This is a genomic window from Viridibacillus sp. FSL H8-0110 (assembly GCF_038003565.1).
GTDB classification, from domain to species: Bacteria; Bacillota; Bacilli; order Bacillales_A; family Planococcaceae; genus Viridibacillus; species Viridibacillus arenosi.
Window position 1 is genome coordinate 35,869 of sequence record NZ_JBBOPJ010000001.1, and the last position, 18,715, is coordinate 54,583.

General features: G+C 40.3%; 17 protein-coding genes and 3 rRNA genes. 19 read left to right on the plus strand and 1 reads right to left on the minus strand.

What is annotated here, in order from left to right:
* Window positions 1–26 precede the first annotated feature (26 nt).
* From dnaX to rsmI, 17 genes are all read left to right on the plus strand, one after another.
* A complete protein-coding gene (dnaX, locus tag MHH98_RS00155) occupies window positions 27–1,808 on the plus strand; it encodes a DNA polymerase III subunit gamma/tau (protein WP_076066004.1) in 1,782 nt (593 codons plus the stop codon).
* A 29-nt stretch (window positions 1,809–1,837) separates the two neighbouring features.
* Window positions 1,838–2,158 carry a YbaB/EbfC family nucleoid-associated protein gene (locus MHH98_RS00160; RefSeq protein WP_038181016.1) on the plus strand — a complete coding sequence of 107 codons (321 nt, stop codon included), beginning with the start codon at window positions 1,838–1,840 and terminating at the stop codon, window positions 2,156–2,158.
* Between the two features lie 11 nt (window positions 2,159–2,169).
* On the plus strand, window positions 2,170–2,766 hold the full coding sequence (gene recR / locus MHH98_RS00165) for a recombination mediator RecR (RefSeq protein ID WP_038181014.1): 597 nt from the start codon (window positions 2,170–2,172) through the stop codon (window positions 2,764–2,766).
* 17 nt (window positions 2,767–2,783) lie between these two features.
* Window positions 2,784–2,999, plus strand: a complete 216-nt coding sequence (locus MHH98_RS00170; RefSeq protein WP_081730036.1) for a YaaL family protein — start codon at window positions 2,784–2,786, stop codon at window positions 2,997–2,999.
* Window positions 3,000–3,058: 59 nt separating this feature from the next.
* Window positions 3,059–3,337, plus strand: coding sequence for a pro-sigmaK processing inhibitor BofA family protein (locus MHH98_RS00175; RefSeq protein WP_038181008.1), 279 nt, complete (start codon window positions 3,059–3,061; stop codon window positions 3,335–3,337).
* A 389-nt stretch (window positions 3,338–3,726) separates the two neighbouring features.
* A 16S ribosomal RNA gene (locus tag MHH98_RS00180) occupies window positions 3,727–5,279 on the plus strand.
* Window positions 5,280–5,463: 184 nt separating this feature from the next.
* Window positions 5,464–8,393, plus strand: a 23S ribosomal RNA gene (locus MHH98_RS00185).
* A 128-nt stretch (window positions 8,394–8,521) separates the two neighbouring features.
* Window positions 8,522–8,637, plus strand: a 5S ribosomal RNA gene (rrf, locus tag MHH98_RS00190).
* The 16S, 23S and 5S rRNA genes sit together here, the layout of an rRNA operon.
* Window positions 8,638–9,159: 522 nt before the next feature.
* Window positions 9,160–9,786 (plus strand): dTMP kinase, encoded by a 627-nt coding sequence (gene tmk, locus MHH98_RS00195; protein WP_038179219.1) that lies wholly within the window; start codon window positions 9,160–9,162, stop codon window positions 9,784–9,786.
* Window positions 9,787–9,858: 72 nt separating this feature from the next.
* The gene (locus MHH98_RS00200) at window positions 9,859–10,188 is read left to right on the plus strand and encodes a cyclic-di-AMP receptor (RefSeq protein ID WP_038179221.1); all 330 of its coding nucleotides are present in this window, start codon (window positions 9,859–9,861) and stop codon (window positions 10,186–10,188) included.
* 19 nt (window positions 10,189–10,207) lie between these two features.
* Window positions 10,208–10,645 carry a YaaR family protein gene (locus tag MHH98_RS00205; RefSeq protein ID WP_038179223.1) on the plus strand — a complete coding sequence of 146 codons (438 nt, stop codon included), beginning with the start codon at window positions 10,208–10,210 and terminating at the stop codon, window positions 10,643–10,645.
* 67 nt (window positions 10,646–10,712) lie between these two features.
* Window positions 10,713–11,717: a DNA polymerase III subunit delta' gene (holB, locus tag MHH98_RS00210; protein ID WP_076035405.1), complete on the plus strand. Its 1,005-nt coding sequence runs from the start codon at window positions 10,713–10,715 to the stop codon at window positions 11,715–11,717.
* Window positions 11,710–12,528: a PSP1 domain-containing protein gene (locus MHH98_RS00215; protein ID WP_038179225.1), complete on the plus strand. Its 819-nt coding sequence runs from the start codon at window positions 11,710–11,712 to the stop codon at window positions 12,526–12,528. Before holB ends, MHH98_RS00215 begins: the two co-directional genes overlap by 8 nt.
* Window positions 12,529–12,550: 22 nt before the next feature.
* The gene (gene yabA, locus MHH98_RS00220; RefSeq protein ID WP_038179226.1) at window positions 12,551–12,916 is read left to right on the plus strand and encodes a DNA replication initiation control protein YabA; all 366 of its coding nucleotides are present in this window, start codon (window positions 12,551–12,553) and stop codon (window positions 12,914–12,916) included.
* Window positions 12,917–12,981: 65 nt separating this feature from the next.
* The gene (locus MHH98_RS00225; protein ID WP_038179227.1) at window positions 12,982–13,731 is read left to right on the plus strand and encodes a tRNA1(Val) (adenine(37)-N6)-methyltransferase; all 750 of its coding nucleotides are present in this window, start codon (window positions 12,982–12,984) and stop codon (window positions 13,729–13,731) included.
* Entirely contained in the window at window positions 13,715–13,978 is a 264-nt protein-coding gene (locus MHH98_RS00230) for a GIY-YIG nuclease family protein (protein WP_038179228.1), read from the plus strand. The genes MHH98_RS00225 and MHH98_RS00230 overlap by 17 nt, the downstream gene beginning before the upstream one ends.
* Window positions 13,975–14,847 (plus strand): 16S rRNA (cytidine(1402)-2'-O)-methyltransferase, encoded by an 873-nt coding sequence (rsmI, locus tag MHH98_RS00235; protein WP_038179229.1) that lies wholly within the window; start codon window positions 13,975–13,977, stop codon window positions 14,845–14,847. Before MHH98_RS00230 ends, rsmI begins: the two co-directional genes overlap by 4 nt.
* 145 nt (window positions 14,848–14,992) lie before the next feature.
* On the opposite strand, the gene MHH98_RS00240 is transcribed toward rsmI, so the two are convergent.
* Complete coding sequence (locus tag MHH98_RS00240; RefSeq protein ID WP_038179230.1) at window positions 14,993–15,271, minus strand: AbrB/MazE/SpoVT family DNA-binding domain-containing protein; 279 nt, start codon at window positions 15,269–15,271, stop codon at window positions 14,993–14,995.
* A 359-nt stretch (window positions 15,272–15,630) separates the two neighbouring features.
* Here MHH98_RS00240 and metG point away from each other — a divergent pair, with 359 nt between their 5' ends.
* Window positions 15,631–17,598, plus strand: a complete 1,968-nt coding sequence (gene metG / locus MHH98_RS00245) for a methionine--tRNA ligase (protein WP_038179231.1) — start codon at window positions 15,631–15,633, stop codon at window positions 17,596–17,598.
* 341 nt (window positions 17,599–17,939) lie between these two features.
* A complete protein-coding gene (locus MHH98_RS00250) occupies window positions 17,940–18,710 on the plus strand; it encodes a TatD family hydrolase (RefSeq protein ID WP_038179232.1) in 771 nt (256 codons plus the stop codon).
* Window positions 18,711–18,715 lie beyond the last annotated feature (5 nt).

Genomic DNA, 18,715 nt, shown 5'->3' on the forward strand with positions numbered 1-18,715 from the left:
AATCGGCAAAAAAGGAGAGGGAAACGTTGACGTATCAAGCTTTTTATCGTGTGTATCGCCCGCAATCATTCAGAGAAATGTCAGGACAGTCGCATGTTAAACGGACCCTCCAAAATGCTCTCCTTGCCAATAAAACTACGCATGCTTATTTATTCTCTGGACCTCGTGGTACAGGGAAAACAAGTACAGCGAAAATATTTGCAAAAGCATTAAATTGTGAGCATGCACCAACTGAAGAACCGTGTAATACATGTGCAACGTGCATTAGTATCACAAATGGGTCACATCCTGATGTCATTGAATTTGATGCTGCATCTAACTCTCGCGTGGAGGAAATGCGTGAGATTATTGAAAAAGTACGTTTTGCACCTGCAAGTGCCCGATTTAAGGTGTATATCATCGATGAAGTCCATATGTTATCTACAAGTGCATTTAATGCTCTACTTAAAACTTTAGAAGAACCGCCTGCGCATGTTGTATTTATATTGGCAACGACGGAGCCGCATAAGCTGCCAGCGACTATTATTTCACGTTGTCAAAGATTCGATTTTAAACGACTTTCTTCTATTGATTTATTGGAACGTATGAAAATCGTTTTAGAAGATATAGAACTACAATATGATGAGCAAGCGTTGAAGGTCATCGCTCAATCTGCTGCCGGAGGTATGCGAGACGCATTGAGTATGTTGGATCAAGTTGTATCTTTCAGTGGGGACAAGTTAACGCTAGAGGATGCTCTATTCGTGACAGGGTCTATAAGTCAGGAAGTCTTCTATGATTTAGCAAAAGCATTAGGAGATAAAGATATTGCACAAGTATTAGCGCTTTTAGAAAAATTAATAAGTGAAGGAAAAGATGCGGTGCGTCTATCAGAAGATCTCATCACATTTTTCCGTGACCTATTACTAATTCAAACAGCCCCTGATTTAGAGGATCTACTTGAGCTTGCCTCGTCAGATGAAAAGTTCAAAACTTTAGCCAACCAATTTACAACGGATACGTTATATGGATATGTTGATATCCTTTCGAAGACGCAACAAGAAATGCGTTTTTCACACCATTCCAAAATTTACTTAGAGACTGCTTTACTGAAAATGGCGCAATTCGCTCCAGGTCAACCCATCACTCAAGCCACTATTCAAGAAAATAGTCCAATGATGACGCAATCTACCGGCGAATCACCTAACGTTGCAGACCTTGAATCGAAAATTGCCTCTTTAGAACAAATTGTTCTGCAACTTCAACAAGGTGGCCAACAGCAACGTGATGCAGCACCTGCTCAACAACGACAACGACCAAAAGTGGATAGTGGTATGAAAATTAATGTTGGTCGTATCCAAGAGGTACTTAAAGTAGCAACGAAAAAAGATTTGCAAATGATAAAATCAGCGTGGTCTGATGTGCTAAACCAACTTCAAAAATCGCAATCAGCACTTTTGGAAGACGCTGAACCTGTGGCAGCATCTTCTAATGCGTTTGTGTTAAAATTAAAGCAGGGAGTTTATTGCACGATAGGTACTAATAATGGTACATTTTCAGCGATGTCTACAATCTTACAACCATTAACAGGTGTGGCCTATGAAATTGTAGTAGTGCCCGAGGATAATTGGCTGAAAATACGTGCAGACTTCATTCGTCAGCATGGTCTGGACAAACAGGTGCATTCATTAGAAGAAACACCTGCAGATAATGTAAACGAAATGACAGAACCTCTTTTTGTAGAGGAGCGAATTCCTTCAGAGGATCCGCTTGTCGCAAAAGCAGAGGAGCTTTTTGGTAAAGGTTTTGTAGAAATACTAGAAGAGTGAATTTTAATTATTTTGAGGAGGAAACTAATATGCGTGGTATGGGAAATATGAATAACATGATGAAACAAATGCAAAAAATGCAAAAGAAAATGATGGAAGCTCAAGAAGAACTAGCTGTTCAGGTATTTGAAGGTGTAGCTGGTGGTGGTATGGTGAAAGTAGTTATATCTGGTGAGAAGAAAGTGACTGACGTAATTCTTGATGAATCAGTAGTAGATCCAGAAGATATCGAAATGTTACAAGATCTAATTATCATCGCTACAAACGAAGCGATTAAAAAAGTAGACGAAACTACAAATGCTACAATGGGACAATTCACGAAAGGTATGAACCTTCCCGGCATGTTCTAGGAGGAATTGATATGCATTATCCTGAACCGATATCAAAATTAATTGATAGTTTTATGAAATTGCCAGGTATCGGGCCGAAAACCGCGGCTCGACTGGCGTTTTTTGTGTTAACAATGAAGGAAGATACTGTCCTATCATTTGCAAAAGCATTAGTTGATGCTAAACGTAACTTAACTTATTGTTCAGTTTGTGGTCATATTACTGATGTGGATCCATGTCATATTTGTCAGGATAAACAGCGTGATGCTTCAACGATCTGTGTTGTTCAAGATCCTAAAGATGTGATAGCCATGGAAAAAATGCGTGACTATCACGGCTTATATCACGTGCTTCATGGTGCAATCTCGCCAATGGACGGTATTGGCCCGGAAGATATTAATGTACCTACATTGTTGAAAAGATTACAAGATGATCAAGTACAGGAATTAATTTTAGCTACAAACCCTACTATAGAAGGTGAAGCTACTGCAATGTACATTTCGCGCCTAGTAAAACCATCGGGTATACGTACAACTCGTATAGCTCACGGTTTACCTGTAGGTGGCGATTTGGAATATGCTGATGAAGTAACTTTATCAAAAGCGTTAGAAGGAAGACGTGAACTGTAAAGTAAGGGGCGAACATGATGTTTTTTCGTAAACAAAAGCTACGTCAAGAATTTGATGAGAAGTTAGTGGTTCTAATGAGAGAAACCAAAGAAGACTGGCAGCAGACGCAAGAGATTGAAGGTTTACTAGATGATTATGATCTAGATACAATCGCGCAGCGTAAAATTGCTGAAAGTAAACACTTCTATCTATTTAAAGAAGCGCGTATTCGAAAAATCTTATTAAGAAAATGAATTAAAAACAGCATCCCAATCATATATTTCACTACTATCATAAAAGGAGTGGGATATATATGATGTGGAAACCGATTGTTGGTTTCGTAGGGGTGTTGTTTTTTTTCTTCCTATTAATGAGAACAAGAAAGCATTGGGGTAAAGCAATTGAGTGGCTATCGATTTTTTGGTTTCGTATAGCATTTTCTTTTGTACTACTGTTCGCACTACACTATTTATTAGGTTTTGCAGGATTGTTTGTTCCTATTAACTTTTTCTCTAGCTTGTTGGTTGCACTATTAGGTATACCAGGAGTAGCCTCTGTATTAGCAATTTCAATCTACTATAACTTTTTTTGAAAAACACTTGCGCACGCTTATAAAGCGTGTTATATTAGTTAAGTTGCTAATTTAAGTAACAGATCAACTAAAAAAACAATCTTAAAAAGTTGTTGACAACGAGAAGTGAAGTTGATATAATATAAAGGTTGCTACTAAAACTAAGCAACTTGTCAGGACGATAACTAAAAAAGAAATTTTTTAAAAGTTATTGACAACGAAATGTTATCCTGATATAATATTAAAAGTCGACTAGACATCGACCGAATACAATGAACCTTGAAAACTGAACATGCAAGACGTTAATCAATAAATGTTTTTGAACATCAACTCTGTTGGTGGATCAAAACAAAAAATAGATATCATCTTCGGATGATACGCTAGCAAAGCTAATGAGCTTTCAAACTACTTTTATGGAGAGTTTGATCCTGGCTCAGGACGAACGCTGGCGGCGTGCCTAATACATGCAAGTCGAGCGAATGATGAAGAAGCTTGCTTCTTCTGATTTAGCGGCGGACGGGTGAGTAACACGTGGGCAACCTACCTAGTAGATTGGGATAACTCCGGGAAACCGGGGCTAATACCGAATAATCCATTTTGTCACATGGCAAAATGCTGAAAGGCGGTTTCGGCTGTCACTACTAGATGGGCCCGCGGTGCATTAGCTAGTTGGTGGGGTAACGGCCTACCAAGGCAACGATGCATAGCCGACCTGAGAGGGTGATCGGCCACATTGGGACTGAGACACGGCCCAAACTCCTACGGGAGGCAGCAGTAGGGAATCTTCCACAATGGACGAAAGTCTGATGGAGCAACGCCGCGTGAGTGATGAAGGTTTTCGGATCGTAAAACTCTGTTGTAAGGGAAGAACAAGTACGTTAGTAACTGAACGTACCTTGACGGTACCTTATTAGAAAGCCACGGCTAACTACGTGCCAGCAGCCGCGGTAATACGTAGGTGGCAAGCGTTGTCCGGATTTATTGGGCGTAAAGCGCGCGCAGGTGGTTTCTTAAGTCTGATGTGAAAGCCCACGGCTCAACCGTGGAGGGTCATTGGAAACTGGGAGACTTGAGTGCAGAAGAGGAAAGTGGAATTCCAAGTGTAGCGGTGAAATGCGTAGAGATTTGGAGGAACACCAGTGGCGAAGGCGACTTTCTGGTCTGTAACTGACACTGAGGCGCGAAAGCGTGGGGAGCAAACAGGATTAGATACCCTGGTAGTCCACGCCGTAAACGATGAGTGCTAAGTGTTAGGGGGTTTCCGCCCCTTAGTGCTGCAGCTAACGCATTAAGCACTCCGCCTGGGGAGTACGGCCGCAAGGTTGAAACTCAAAGGAATTGACGGGGGCCCGCACAAGCGGTGGAGCATGTGGTTTAATTCGAAGCAACGCGAAGAACCTTACCAGGTCTTGACATCCCAATGACCGCTCTAGAGATAGAGTTTTCCCTTCGGGGACATTGGTGACAGGTGGTGCATGGTTGTCGTCAGCTCGTGTCGTGAGATGTTGGGTTAAGTCCCGCAACGAGCGCAACCCTTGATCTTAGTTGCCATCATTTAGTTGGGCACTCTAAGGTGACTGCCGGTGACAAACCGGAGGAAGGTGGGGATGACGTCAAATCATCATGCCCCTTATGACCTGGGCTACACACGTGCTACAATGGACGATACAAAGAGTCGCTAACTCGCGAGGGTATGCTAATCTCATAAAATCGTTCTCAGTTCGGATTGTAGGCTGCAACTCGCCTACATGAAGCCGGAATCGCTAGTAATCGTGGATCAGCATGCCACGGTGAATACGTTCCCGGGCCTTGTACACACCGCCCGTCACACCACGAGAGTTTGTAACACCCGAAGTCGGTGAGGTAACCTTTATGGAGCCAGCCGCCGAAGGTGGGATAGATGATTGGGGTGAAGTCGTAACAAGGTAGCCGTATCGGAAGGTGCGGCTGGATCACCTCCTTTCTAAGGATAATTACGGAAACAGATCTTGGATCTGTCGATTAACGTCTTGCGTTCAGTTTTGAAGGCTCATTGTAAAATGATCTTCAAAACCTTGTTCTTTGAAAACTGGATAAAACGACATTGAAGCAAATTAAGTAACACATTTTTTATTATTAAGTTTTTTAGGCTTAATAACTAACTTTTAGGTTAAGTTATTAAGGGCGCATGGCGGATGCCTTGGCACTAGGAGCCGAAGAAGGACGGCACTAACACCGATATGCTTCGGGGAGCTGTAAGTGAGCTTTGATCCGGAGATTTCCGAATGGGGGAACCCACTGTTCGTAATGGAGCAGTATCTTGACGTGAATACATAGCGTCTTGATGGCAGACCCAGGGAACTGAAACATCTAAGTACCTGGAGGAAGAGAAAGAAAAATCGATTCCCTGAGTAGCGGCGAGCGAAACGGGAATAGCCCAAACCAAGAGGCTTGCCTCTTGGGGTTGTAGGACACTCTATATGGAGTTACAAAGGAATGAGTTAAACGAAGCGGTCTGGAAAGGCCCGCCAGAGCAGGTAACAGCCCTGTAGTTGAAAGTTCATTCTCTCTTGAGTGTATCCTGAGTACGGCGGAACACGTGAAATTCCGTCGGAATCTGGGAGGACCATCTCCCAAGGCTAAATACTACCTAGTGACCGATAGTGAACCAGTACCGTGAGGGAAAGGTGAAAAGCACCCCGGAAGGGGAGTGAAATAGATCCTGAAACCATGTGCCTACAAGTAGTTAGAGCCCGTTAATGGGTGATAGCGTGCCTTTTGTAGAATGAACCGGCGAGTTACGATTACATGCGAGGTTAAGTTTTAGAAGACGGAGCCGCAGCGAAAGCGAGTCTGAATAGGGCGAATGAGTATGTGGTTGTAGACCCGAAACCAGGTGATCTACCCATGTCCAGGGTGAAGGTAAGGTAACACTTACTGGAGGCCCGAACCCACGTACGTTGAAAAGTGCGGGGATGAGGTGTGGGTAGCGGAGAAATTCCAATCGAACCTGGAGATAGCTGGTTCTCTCCGAAATAGCTTTAGGGCTAGCCTCGTGATAAAGAATCCTGGAGGTAGAGCACTGTTTGAACTAGGGGTCCATCCCGGATTACCGAATTCAGACAAACTCCGAATGCCAGTGATTTATGCACGGGAGTCAGACTGCGAGTGATAAGATCCGTAGTCAAGAGGGAAACAGCCCAGACCACCAGCTAAGGTCCCAAAGTAATTGTTAAGTGGAAAAGGATGTGACGTTGCTTAGACAACCAGGATGTTGGCTCAGAAGCAGCCATCATTTAAAGAGTGCGTAATAGCTCACTGGTCGAGTGACGCTGCGCCGAAAATGTATCGGGGCTAAACAATTCACCGAAGCTGTGGATGGACATCTTAGATGTCCGTGGTAGGAGAGCGTTCTAAGTGCTGTGAAGTCAGACCGGAAGGACTGGTGGAGCGCTTAGAAGTGAGAATGCCGGTATGAGTAGCGAAAGACGGGTGAGAATCCCGTCCACCGAATGACTAAGGTTTCCTGAGGAAGGCTCGTCCGCTCAGGGTTAGTCGGGACCTAAGCCGAGGCCGATAGGCGTAGGCGATGGACAACAGGTTGATATTCCTGTACCACCTATTTACCATTTGAGCAATGGGGGGACGCAGTAGGATAGGGTAAGCATGCTGTTGGTTATGCATGTTCAAGCAGTGAGGCGTGAAATGAGGCAAATCCCATTTCTATAACGTTGAGCTGTGATGACGAGGACGTATGTCCGGAGTTCCTGATTTCACACTGCCAAGAAAAGCCTCTAGCGAGGTAAAAGGTGCCCGTACCGCAAACCGACACAGGTAGTCGAGGAGAGAATCCTAAGGTGTGCGAGAGAACTCTCGTTAAGGAACTCGGCAAAATGACCCCGTAACTTCGGGAGAAGGGGTGCTCTAGTAGGGTGAAAGCCCGAGAGAGCCGCAGTGAATAGGCCCAGGCGACTGTTTAGCAAAAACACAGGTCTCTGCAAAACCGTAAGGTGACGTATAGGGGCTGACGCCTGCCCGGTGCTGGAAGGTTAAGAGGAGTGCTTAGCGCAAGCGAAGGTGCGAATTGAAGCCCCAGTAAACGGCGGCCGTAACTATAACGGTCCTAAGGTAGCGAAATTCCTTGTCGGGTAAGTTCCGACCCGCACGAAAGGCGTAACGATCTGGGCACTGTCTCAACGAGAGACTCGGTGAAATTATAGTACCTGTGAAGATGCAGGTTACCCGCGACAGGACGGAAAGACCCCGTGGAGCTTTACTGTAGCCTGATATTGAATTTTGATACATCTTGTACAGGATAGGTAGGAGCCAGAGATTCCGGAGCGCCAGCTTCGGAGGAGGCGTTGGTGGGATACTACCCTAGATGTATTGAACTTCTAACCCATGCCCCTTAGCGGGGTAGGAGACAGTGTCAGGCGGGCAGTTTGACTGGGGCGGTCGCCTCCTAAAGAGTAACGGAGGCGCCCAAAGGTTCCCTCAGAATGGTTGGAAATCATTCGTAGAGTGTAAAGGCATAAGGGAGCTTGACTGCGAGACCTACAAGTCGAGCAGGGTCGAAAGACGGGCTTAGTGATCCGGTGGTTCCGCATGGAAGGGCCATCGCTCAACGGATAAAAGCTACCCCGGGGATAACAGGCTTATCTCCCCCAAGAGTCCACATCGACGGGGAGGTTTGGCACCTCGATGTCGGCTCATCGCATCCTGGGGCTGTAGTCGGTCCCAAGGGTTGGGCTGTTCGCCCATTAAAGCGGTACGCGAGCTGGGTTCAGAACGTCGTGAGACAGTTCGGTCCCTATCCGTCGTGGGCGTAGGAAATTTGAGAGGAGCTGTCCTTAGTACGAGAGGACCGGGATGGACACACCGCTGGTGTACCAGTTGTTCTGCCAAGGGCATCGCTGGGTAGCTATGTGTGGACGGGATAAGTGCTGAAAGCATCTAAGCATGAAGCCCCCCTCAAGATGAGATTTCCCATTACGCAAGTAAGTAAGATCCCTCAAAGACGATGAGGTAGATAGGTTCGAGGTGGAAGTGTGGCGACATACGGAGCTGACGAATACTAATAGATCGAGGACTTAACCAAATTTTACTTAACAAACTTCAATGTAATTTATCCAGTTTTGAGAGAACAAGAAAAACTTATTAAAAAAGTTTAAAAAACACTTGCTTTTAGCTAAGTGAAGTGATATAATAATTCTTGTCTTAAAATAGTCTAGTGACGATAGCAAAGAGGTCACACCCGTTCCCATGCCGAACACGGAAGTTAAGCTCTTTAGCGCCGATGGTAGTTGGGGGTTTCCCCCTGTGAGAGTAGGACGTTGCTAGGCACATCAAAGCACAGCTGATTTAATCAGTTGTGCTTTTTTATTGATTTTGAAAATAAAATACATCAAATATATAAAAGCCTAAGTGATCTTAGACGTTTATGGTTAAAATGAGCTTTTCTGTAGTTGTTTTCTCTGTTTATCCAATCGATTAACTTTTGTTTAATTCAATTGGTTGATTTAATACTTTATATATATGTATATATGGTTATTAGAATATTTTAATCATTAAATAACCCGCTGGCTGCATTATGGATTAATCGATTGATATTAATTCTAGTATCAAGTAAGAGATTTTCATCTCCTCAAATTGAGTAGTAATTTATAAGTATTTTAAAATACAGGATATCAATTATTGTAAAAGGTAGTAGGGTTAAATAATTTGAAATAGGGTAATTAAAAACTATTTAGTATGCAATTGGACTTTTTGATTAATGAAATTAAGCATGAGTGACGGGTTTTAAGAATAGATATTGTATAATAGAGTAAATCGAAACTAATCCGTTATCGGAGGAACATATAATAATGAAGAAAAATTTATTTATAACATTTGAAGGACCAGAGGGAGCAGGGAAAACTACTGTATTGAAAATGGTTGTTGAAAGGCTACAAAGGGAGGGGAAAGAGTTCGTTGCAACACGTGAACCAGGGGGCAACGAAATAGCTGAAAAGATTCGCGATATCATATTAAACCCTGCCCATACAGCAATGGATGCACGGACGGAGGCTCTATTATATGCAGCTGCTCGCAGCCAGCATTTTGCGGAAAAGGTAGAACCAGCTTTAGCTTTAGGTATCCCGGTCTTATGTGACCGCTTTATTGATTCATCATTAGCTTATCAGGGACATGCCAGAGGTCTTGGAATGGAAGGGGTTCGTTCTATCAATGAGTTTGCTATTGGGGATAGAATGCCTGATTTAACGATATTATTTGATTTAGAGCCAGAGGCGGGACTTGCACGAATTAATGCGCATAGTGACCGTGAAATTAACCGTTTAGATGTAGAGAGCCTAGCTTTCCATACAAAGGTTTGTGAAGCCTATAAATTATTAGCAGATCAAAATCCAGAACGTTTTCGTATAGTAGATGCAAGTAAAAGTTTAGATGAAGTAGTTGAGAATGTTTGGGAAATTTTGAAAAATGAATTATAAAGAAAATGAAGAAATTAGCTTGTTTGTGTTATAATTATTTAAAGAACCTATTTAATTAAGGGGTGAGTGCCGATGAAATTAGTTGTAGCAGTTGTACAAGATCAGGATAGTAACCGTCTTTCAAACGCTTTGACGAAAAATGAGTTTCGTGCAACAAAATTGGCAAGTACTGGAGGATTCCTACGCTCAGGAAATACAACATTCCTTATAGGTACTGAAGATTCATTGGTTCCAAAAGCTTTAGATATCATTCGTGATAATTGTCGTGCTCGTGAACAAATGGTAGCACCAATATCACCGATGGGTGGGAATGCAGATTCGTATATTCCATATCCTGTAGAAGTTGAGGTTGGGGGAGCTACCGTTTTCGTATTACCGATTGAACAGTTCCACCATTTCTAATAATGGAGGCGACTGGTAATTGAAAATTAATCAAGACTTACGAACTGGCTTAGATCAATCACGTCAGCCGCTACAAAATCATCAACCCGTAACGCGTTTTGGTGACGTAGTAGTGAAGCAGGGGCAGCGATTGCAAACAGAGCAACTAACAAGACTATTAGGTGATATTTCAACAGCTGGCGATCGTATTGCCAAATCTCGTAATTTACGTGACTTAGCTAAATTTAAAATGCTTGTAAAACGCTTCTTAAAAGAGGCAGTTGATTACGGTATGGAGCTTAAACAATCGCATACATGGAATCGTTTTGGTGAAGGTCGACGATTGAAGGTTGTATCAACAATTGATGAAAAGCTTATCGAATTGACAGAGGACATTTTAAATCAGGAGAAAGACTCCGTTGAATTATTAAGTAAAATAGGCGAAATTAAAGGGTTGTTAATCAACTTATATACGTAAATAAACCCCGTGCCTTTCGGAACCCCGGAGCACGGGATTTTTTCAAACAATGAAAAGGTGATGAATGATGGTGCAGACAGCTGAAGAGCTACTAAAATTACAACCCGTAGTGATGAAGCAGCTCCAAACAATTTTCGATAAAAAAAGACTTGGTCATGCTTACATATTTGAAGGTGGAAAAGGCTCTGGAACTGAAGCTATAATGCATTTCTTTGTGCAATTAATGTTTTGTGAGGAACCTCGAAAAAATGTTCCATGTGAAACATGTCGAAATTGTCAGCGTATAAAATCAGGAAATCACCCAAATTTCCACCAAATATACCCTGATGGTCAATTTATTAAAGTAGCAGCCATCGAGGCCTTGTTACATGAAATGAATAAGACAGGCTTAGAAGCAGGGCGAAAAGTATATGTCGTTCATGAGGCCGACCGTCTGAATCCGCAATCTGCCAATAAATTATTGAAATTTCTCGAAGAGCCTGAAGGTATTGTGACGGCAATCTTCATTACAGATAATATAAATGCTATGTTGTCGACTATTCGTTCACGTTGCCAACATATAAAGTTTCAAGGAATATCAAAAGACGCTATGATTAAAGAGCTTGTAGCAGAGGGAATTACGGTTTCAATGGCTGCTACGGTTAGCATGGTGACAAGCGATTTAGAGGAAGCTTTTTCTCTATCAAAAGATGATGAGTTTGCGCAGGCCCGAAAAACAGTGTTAAAATTGGTTGAGGCAACCTTTACTAATGTGCATGAATCTATGTTATCAGTACATGAAGATTGGCTGCCACTATTTAAAGAGAAAGAGCAAATGGAGTTGGCATTAGATTTACTGCTATTTGCATTTCGTGACATTGTTGCGATTAAAGCAAATCCCGAAGCAGTGTGTACGTATCCAGATTGGTTATCGTATTGGAAGAAAGTTGCATTGCAGACGACATATGCTCGTTTATCGACGCAGTTACAAGCGATATTACAAGCTCGTCAGCAATTACAGCGCAACATGAACCGAACGCTGATGATGGAGCAGCTTATGCTGAATCTGCAGGAGGGAAAATCCTTTGTATAATGTAGTTGGTGTCCGCTTTAAAAAAGCGGGTAAAATATATTATTTTGATCCTGGAGAATTTTTATTAAGTAAGGGTCAATATGTAATTGTCGAAACTGCGCGTGGCATTGAGTATGGCAAAGTTGTTGTTCCAATGAAACAAGTAGGCGAAAGTGATGTTGTACTACCGTTAAAGCAAGTTGTACGTCCAGCCGATGAAAGCGATCGATTCCAGGTTGACGAAAATGCTATAGAATCTAAACGTGCTTTTGAATCAGCAACAGAAAAAATTTCAGAACATGAACTAGAAATGAAATTAGTTGATGTTGAATATACATTTGACCGTAATAAAATTATTTTTTATTTTACTGCGGAGGGTCGAGTAGATTTCAGAGAGTTAGTAAAAGACTTAGCTGCTATTTTCCGCACACGAATCGAACTTCGCCAAATTGGAGTGAGAGATGAGGCGAAGATGCTTGGTGGTATAGGTCCATGTGGAAGAATGTTATGTTGTTCTACATTTTTAGGTGATTTTGAGCCAGTTTCTATAAAAATGGCGAAAGATCAAAACTTATCGCTTAACCCTTCTAAAATTTCAGGGTTATGTGGACGTTTAATGTGTTGCTTGAAATATGAAAACGACGAGTATGAAGAAGCAAGGGAGCAAATGCCTGATATTGGTGCTGTAATTACAACACCAGATGGTAGTGGAAAAGTAGTAGGTATGAATATATTAGAGCGCGTACTACAAGTAGAGCTTTCTGAGCAACAACGTATTTTGGATTATACATTGGAAGAAATTTTACAACACGAAAAAAGTTCTGTCCAATAGTGGAAATAATGAGGTGGCTTGAGTGGAGGACCGTAATTTCTTAGATACTGTTATGGAGTTCGAACAACAGCTAGAATCGATGCAAAAACAATTTGAGGCACTGAAGAAATTCGTTGCACTCATGATGGAAGAGCATCAAACACTCCAAATGGAGAATCGTCATCTTCGCACTCGTCTAGAGGAAGTACTCTCTTCTAAACCTGAGGGGAAGGTTATCAAAGACGTTACAGCGAAAAAAGTAGAAATCATTGATGTCGGTGAGGGTTATGATAACTTGGCACGTCTTTATCATGAAGGATACCATGTATGTCATGTCCATTTCGGAGGATCACGTAAGGGCGAGGATTGTTTATTCTGCCTATCATTTTTAAATAAACAAAACGGCTAAACAAAGACTGATTCCATTTTCTCAAAAAGTGGAGGTCAGTCTTTTGCTATGTTGGAGGTAATTATATGGAACAGTGGTTGAAAGAAGATGAGAGGCTCGATTATCTTTTAGCAGAAGAGTTACGCATTATTCAGAGTCCGTCGGTGTTTTCGTTTTCTCTTGATGCAGTATTACTTGCAAAGTTTGTAAATGTACCTTATCAAAGGGGAAAGCTTGTTGATTTATGCGCTGGTAATGGAGCTATTCCGTTGTTCTTGAGTGCTCGAACAAAAGGGCATATTACTGGAGTAGAATTGCAAAATCGTCTTGTTGATATGGCTCAGAGAAGTGTTCATTATAATAAATTAGAACAACAAATTGAGATTATGCAAGGTGATGTGAAGACAATTGCATCTGTACTTGGCGCGGAAAAGTATGATGTCGTGACATGTAATCCACCGTATTTCCCTGCGCATGAAGCGAGTGATAAAAACTTGAAGGAGCATGTCGCGATTGCTAGACATGAAATCCACTTAACATTAGATCAAATGATTTTTTCTGCAAGTAAATTGTTAAAGCAAGGTGGAAAGGCAGCGTTTGTTCATCGTCCGAGTCGTCTACTTGATATTATAACGGCAATGCGTGCAAATCGATTGGAGCCAAAACGTATTCGCTTTGTTTATCCTAAAGCTGGTAAAGAAGCGAATACATTGTTAATAGAAGGAATTAAAGATGGCAAGCCAGATTTAAAGATTTTGCCCCCACTTTATGTATATGGAGAAGATGGTGAATATACAGATGAAGTGAGAGAGATGCTATATGGAAAAGAACAATAAGCATCTCATGTATGTACTAGAATGTGGTGATGGAACTTACTATACAGGTTACACAAATGATTTAGAACATCGACTCGGCGTGCATAACCAAGGAAAAGGTGCCAAGTATACAAGAGCACGTTTACCTGTACGTTGCATTTATTTTGAAGAATATGAGACAAAGCAAGAGGCGATGCGAGCTGAATACGCATTTAAACAATTAACACGTAAACAGAAGATCAATCATATAAGGAGCGAAGAATTGTGAAATCACAAAAAAGTACCATGCATGAAAATAAGAGTTGCTTATACTTAGTCGCTACACCTATTGGTAATTTAGAGGACATGACTATGCGAGCTATTCGTATTCTAAAAGAAGCTGATGTCATCGCAGCAGAAGATACGCGTAATACTAAAAAACTTTGTAACTACTTTGAAATTGATACACCACTTGTTAGTTACCACGATCATAACAAAGAGTATGGTGGTGAAAAGCTTCTTAATTATTTACGTGAAGGTAAAACAGTAGCATTAGTAAGTGATGCAGGACTACCATGTATTTCAGATCCAGGTGCAGATATTGCTGCAAAGGCAATTGAAGAAGACTTTGCGGTAGTGCCGATTCCAGGTGCTAACGCGGCTATCACCGCTTTAATAGCATCGGGCTTAATCCCTCAACCATTTTTCTTCTATGGATTTTTAAGTCGTCAAAAGAAGGAGCGTAAAGAAGCTTTAGAAAAATTAAGTAAGAGACCAGAGACGATTCTATTTTATGAAGCTCCACACCGTTTGAAAGATACATTAAAGGATATGCAAACAATTCTTGGTAATCGTCAGATTGTTTTAGCACGCGAATTGACGAAGAAATTTGAAGAGTTTTTAAGAGGCACAGTTGATGAAGCATTAGAGTGGGCAATTGAGAGTGAAATTCGAGGAGAATTTTGTATTGTTTTAGAAGGTAATGTAAATGCTGATGAAGAAGAGGAAGCAGCTTGGTGGGATGAGTTGACTGTTGTCGATCACATAAATAAGTTAATAGAAGAACAGCAACTATCTTCTAAAGATGCTATTAAAGAAGTGGCAAAAGTAAGAGGTCTTGCAAAGCGAGATGTGTACCAAGCCTATCATGTGGAATAATAAGGTCTGTAAATAAAAAAAACATCCGAAATTGCGAATATTTCGGATGTTTTCTATATATGAAATCACATTTGAAAAACAAGATAGGTAATAATCTATTTGTTATTGTATAACTTGTTACTCGAATATAATTAAATCCTCTAAATTATTTAGTTAATTTAGATTGGATTTCTTTTACAAGGATTTCAGCGCCTTCAGGGCTTAGGATTAAGCTACCACCAGCAAGACGGAAGTTATCATCAGACACTTCGCCTGTTACAGCGCAAGTCATATTAGGTAAGTATTTTTTTAAGATGATTTTATCATCATCAACGTAGATTTCAAGAGCGTCTTTTTCAGCAATGCCTAGAGTACGGCGAAGTTCGATAGGAATAACCACGCGACCTAATTCATCAACTTTGCGGACGATACCAGTAGATTTCATGACAAGAATTCCTCCTATATTATTATGATTTTTCGTCAAAATTCGACATATATTCTGTGTCTGTTGACTATCATACCAACTAATGCCATAAACGTCAATTATTTTTGTTTGAAAAATGATATTTTATTTCAAAAATATTCCGTTCTTTAAGTAGAATTTACATACGAATTTGATTAATTTCCTCGAAAATGCTTAAAATGCATGAGTTTTTTGCTATATTTAAGTATCTCGAATTCGAAAAGTAATATTCGACATTTTTCGTCAAAAAGTCAAAAAGCCATTTAATAAACTTTGATTGAAAGGTTTTTCGTACTTGGTTAGAATAGAAAGTATACTGTAGAACACTGGAGGAAGTTTTCGTGGACAATCAAAAGAAAACATTCTATATAACAACACCTATTTATTACCCTAGTGGTAAATTTCATATTGGAACTGCATATACAACTGTAGCTTCTGATACGATTGCACGCTATAAACGTTTGAGAGGATATGACGTACGTTTCCAAACGGGTATGGACGAGCATGGTCAAAAAATTCAAGAAAAAGCAGCTGAGGCTGGCAAAGAACCACAGCAATATGTGAATGAAATTGCTGAATCAGCAAAAGCTGTTTGGAAGTTAATGGACATCTCTTATGATGATTTTATCCAGACAACTGAAAAACGTCATACAGACGCTGTCGAAAAGATTTTCCAAAAATTCTTAGACAACGGTGATATTTACAAAGGGGAATATGAAGGTTGGTATTGTACACCGTGTGAATCATTCTTTACTGAGTCACAATTGGACAATGGTAACTGTCCTGATTGCGGTCGCCCTGTTCATAAGGTAAAAGAAGAATCTTACTTCTTTAATATGAAGAAATACGCTGATCGCCTTTTGAAATATTACGAAGATAATGCTGAATTTATCGAACCAGAGTCTCGTAAAAATGAAATGATCAATAACTTTATCAAACCTGGTTTAGAAGACCTATCTGTTTCGCGTACATCTTTTGACTGGGGAATTAAAGTTCCTGGAGATCCAAAGCATGTTATTTATGTTTGGGTAGATGCCTTAACAAATTATATTACAACGTTAGGCTATTTATCTGATGAGGATACATTATTTAAGAAATACTGGCCAGCAGATGTACATGTAGTTGGTAAGGATATAGTACGTTTCCATACAATTTATTGGCCAATCTTCTTAATGGCTCTAGATTTACCATTACCTAAAAAAGTATTTGCACACGGTTTTATTATGATGAAAGATGGTAAAATGTCTAAATCTAAAGGTAATGTTGTATATCCTGAAATGTTAGTTGAGCGTTATGGATTAGATGCAACACGTTACTTCTTATTACGTGAGTTACCATTTGGATCGGATGGGGTATTCTCACCAGAATCATTTGTCGAACGTACAAACTTTGATCTTGCAAACGACCTTGGTAATTTATTAAACCGTACCATTTCTATGATGAACAAGTATTTTGATGGACATATACCGACTGAAGGTTTAGAACCAACAGAATTTGATGCAGCACTAATCGCACAAGCTACGGATACAAAAATGAAATATGAAGAAAACATGGAAAAAATGCAATTTAGTGTAGTTCTTTCAGACGTATGGGCATTGGTTTCACGAACAAACAAATATATTGATGAAACAGCACCGTGGGTTTTAGCTAAAGATGAAGCGTTAAAAGGTCAATTAGCAACAGTAATGGCTAATTTAGCAGAAAGCTTACGACAAATTGCTGTTATGATTCAACCATTTATGACAATTGCACCAAAACAGATTATGGAACAGCTTGGATTAGGGGAAGAATTATTGGCTTGGGATACGCTAGAGACATTTGGTGCAATACCATCTGGTAAAAAAGTCATTGAAAAAGGTGTGCCAATTTTCCCTCGTCTAGATAATGAGGTAGAAGTTGGCTATATTCGCGAACAAATGCAAGGTTCAGTTAAGCCTACTGAGGAGCCTAAAAAAGATGCATTAGCTAAAAAAGAAGAAGATGTTCCTGAAATTTCTTTTGAAGATTTCATGAAAGTGGATCTTCGTGTTGCAACCGTCATTGCATGCGATAAAATGCCAAAAGCTGATAAATTATTAAAATTACAATTAGAGCTAGGATATGAGCAACGCCAAGTTGTATCAGGTATTGCTGAGTATTATAAACCAGAAGAATTAATTGGTCGTAAAGTAATTGTTGTTGCTAACTTAAAACCAGTAAAACTTCGTGGCGAACTTTCTCAAGGTATGGTTTTGGCAGGAAGTAAAGATGGTGTTTTAACTTTAGCGACTGTCGATGAAAAACTAGAAAACGGCGCAAAAGTAAAATAAATATATAATAACAACTATAGAATCATTGTTGATGATGGGAGAAGTTTAGAATTCCTCAAAAATCGCGTTTTTTCTTAAGTTTGTATAAAAAAACCAAGAGCCTACTACATGACATAGTAGGCTCTTGGTTCTATTTATGGATATGATATTTTTTTGCTGAATTGTATTTTGTGAATGTGACCTTAGTATAAAAATATCATATTTTGTTTTTTTGCACCTATAAATATCCCTTTATATGGTTGTGAAATAATTAGAGGGGTCTTTGTAATTAAAATGTAATATGAATGACAACTCTGAAATCTGTTCTTTGTCTAAAATAAATTACTGTGAGGAGAATGACGATGTTTATCGATACACACGTGCATTTAAATGCTGACCAATACGAAGAGGATTTGCAAGAAGTGATCCAACGCGCATTAGACGCTGATGTAAAAGAAATGGTTGTCGTAGGTTTCGACAGACCAACAATTGAAAAAGCGATGAAATTGATTGATGAATATCCATTTTTGTATGCAGCAATAGGTTGGCATCCCGTCGATGCAATTGACTGCACAGAAGCGGATTTACAATGGATTGAGGAATTAGCAGCTCATCCAAAGGTAGTAGCAATCGGTGAAACAGGACTTGATTATTATTGGGATAAATCTCCAAAAGAAATCCAACAGGAATTATTGCGTAAACAAATTCGGTTGGCACAAAAGTTAGATTTACCAATTGTCATTCATAATCGTGATGCAACAGAAGATTGTGTACGGATTTTGAAAGAAGAACATGCGGAAATTACTGGTGGAGTTATGCACTGTTATAGCGGTAGCGTAGAGATTGCAAAAGAGTGCATCAACATGAACTTCATGATCAGCCTAGGTGGCCCTGTTACGTTTAAAAATGCAAAAAAACCAAAAGAAGTTGCAACAGAAATTCCGCTTGAGTATTTGATGATTGAAACAGATGCTCCTTACTTGGCACCTCATCCACATCGAGGTAAAAGAAATGAGCCATCTTTAGTACCGTTAGTTGCGGAAGAAATAGCGCGCCTAAAGGAAATATCGGTAGATGAAGTAGCATCGGCAACAACTGCCAATGCCCACCGTTTTTATAAAATTACGAAATAAAATGC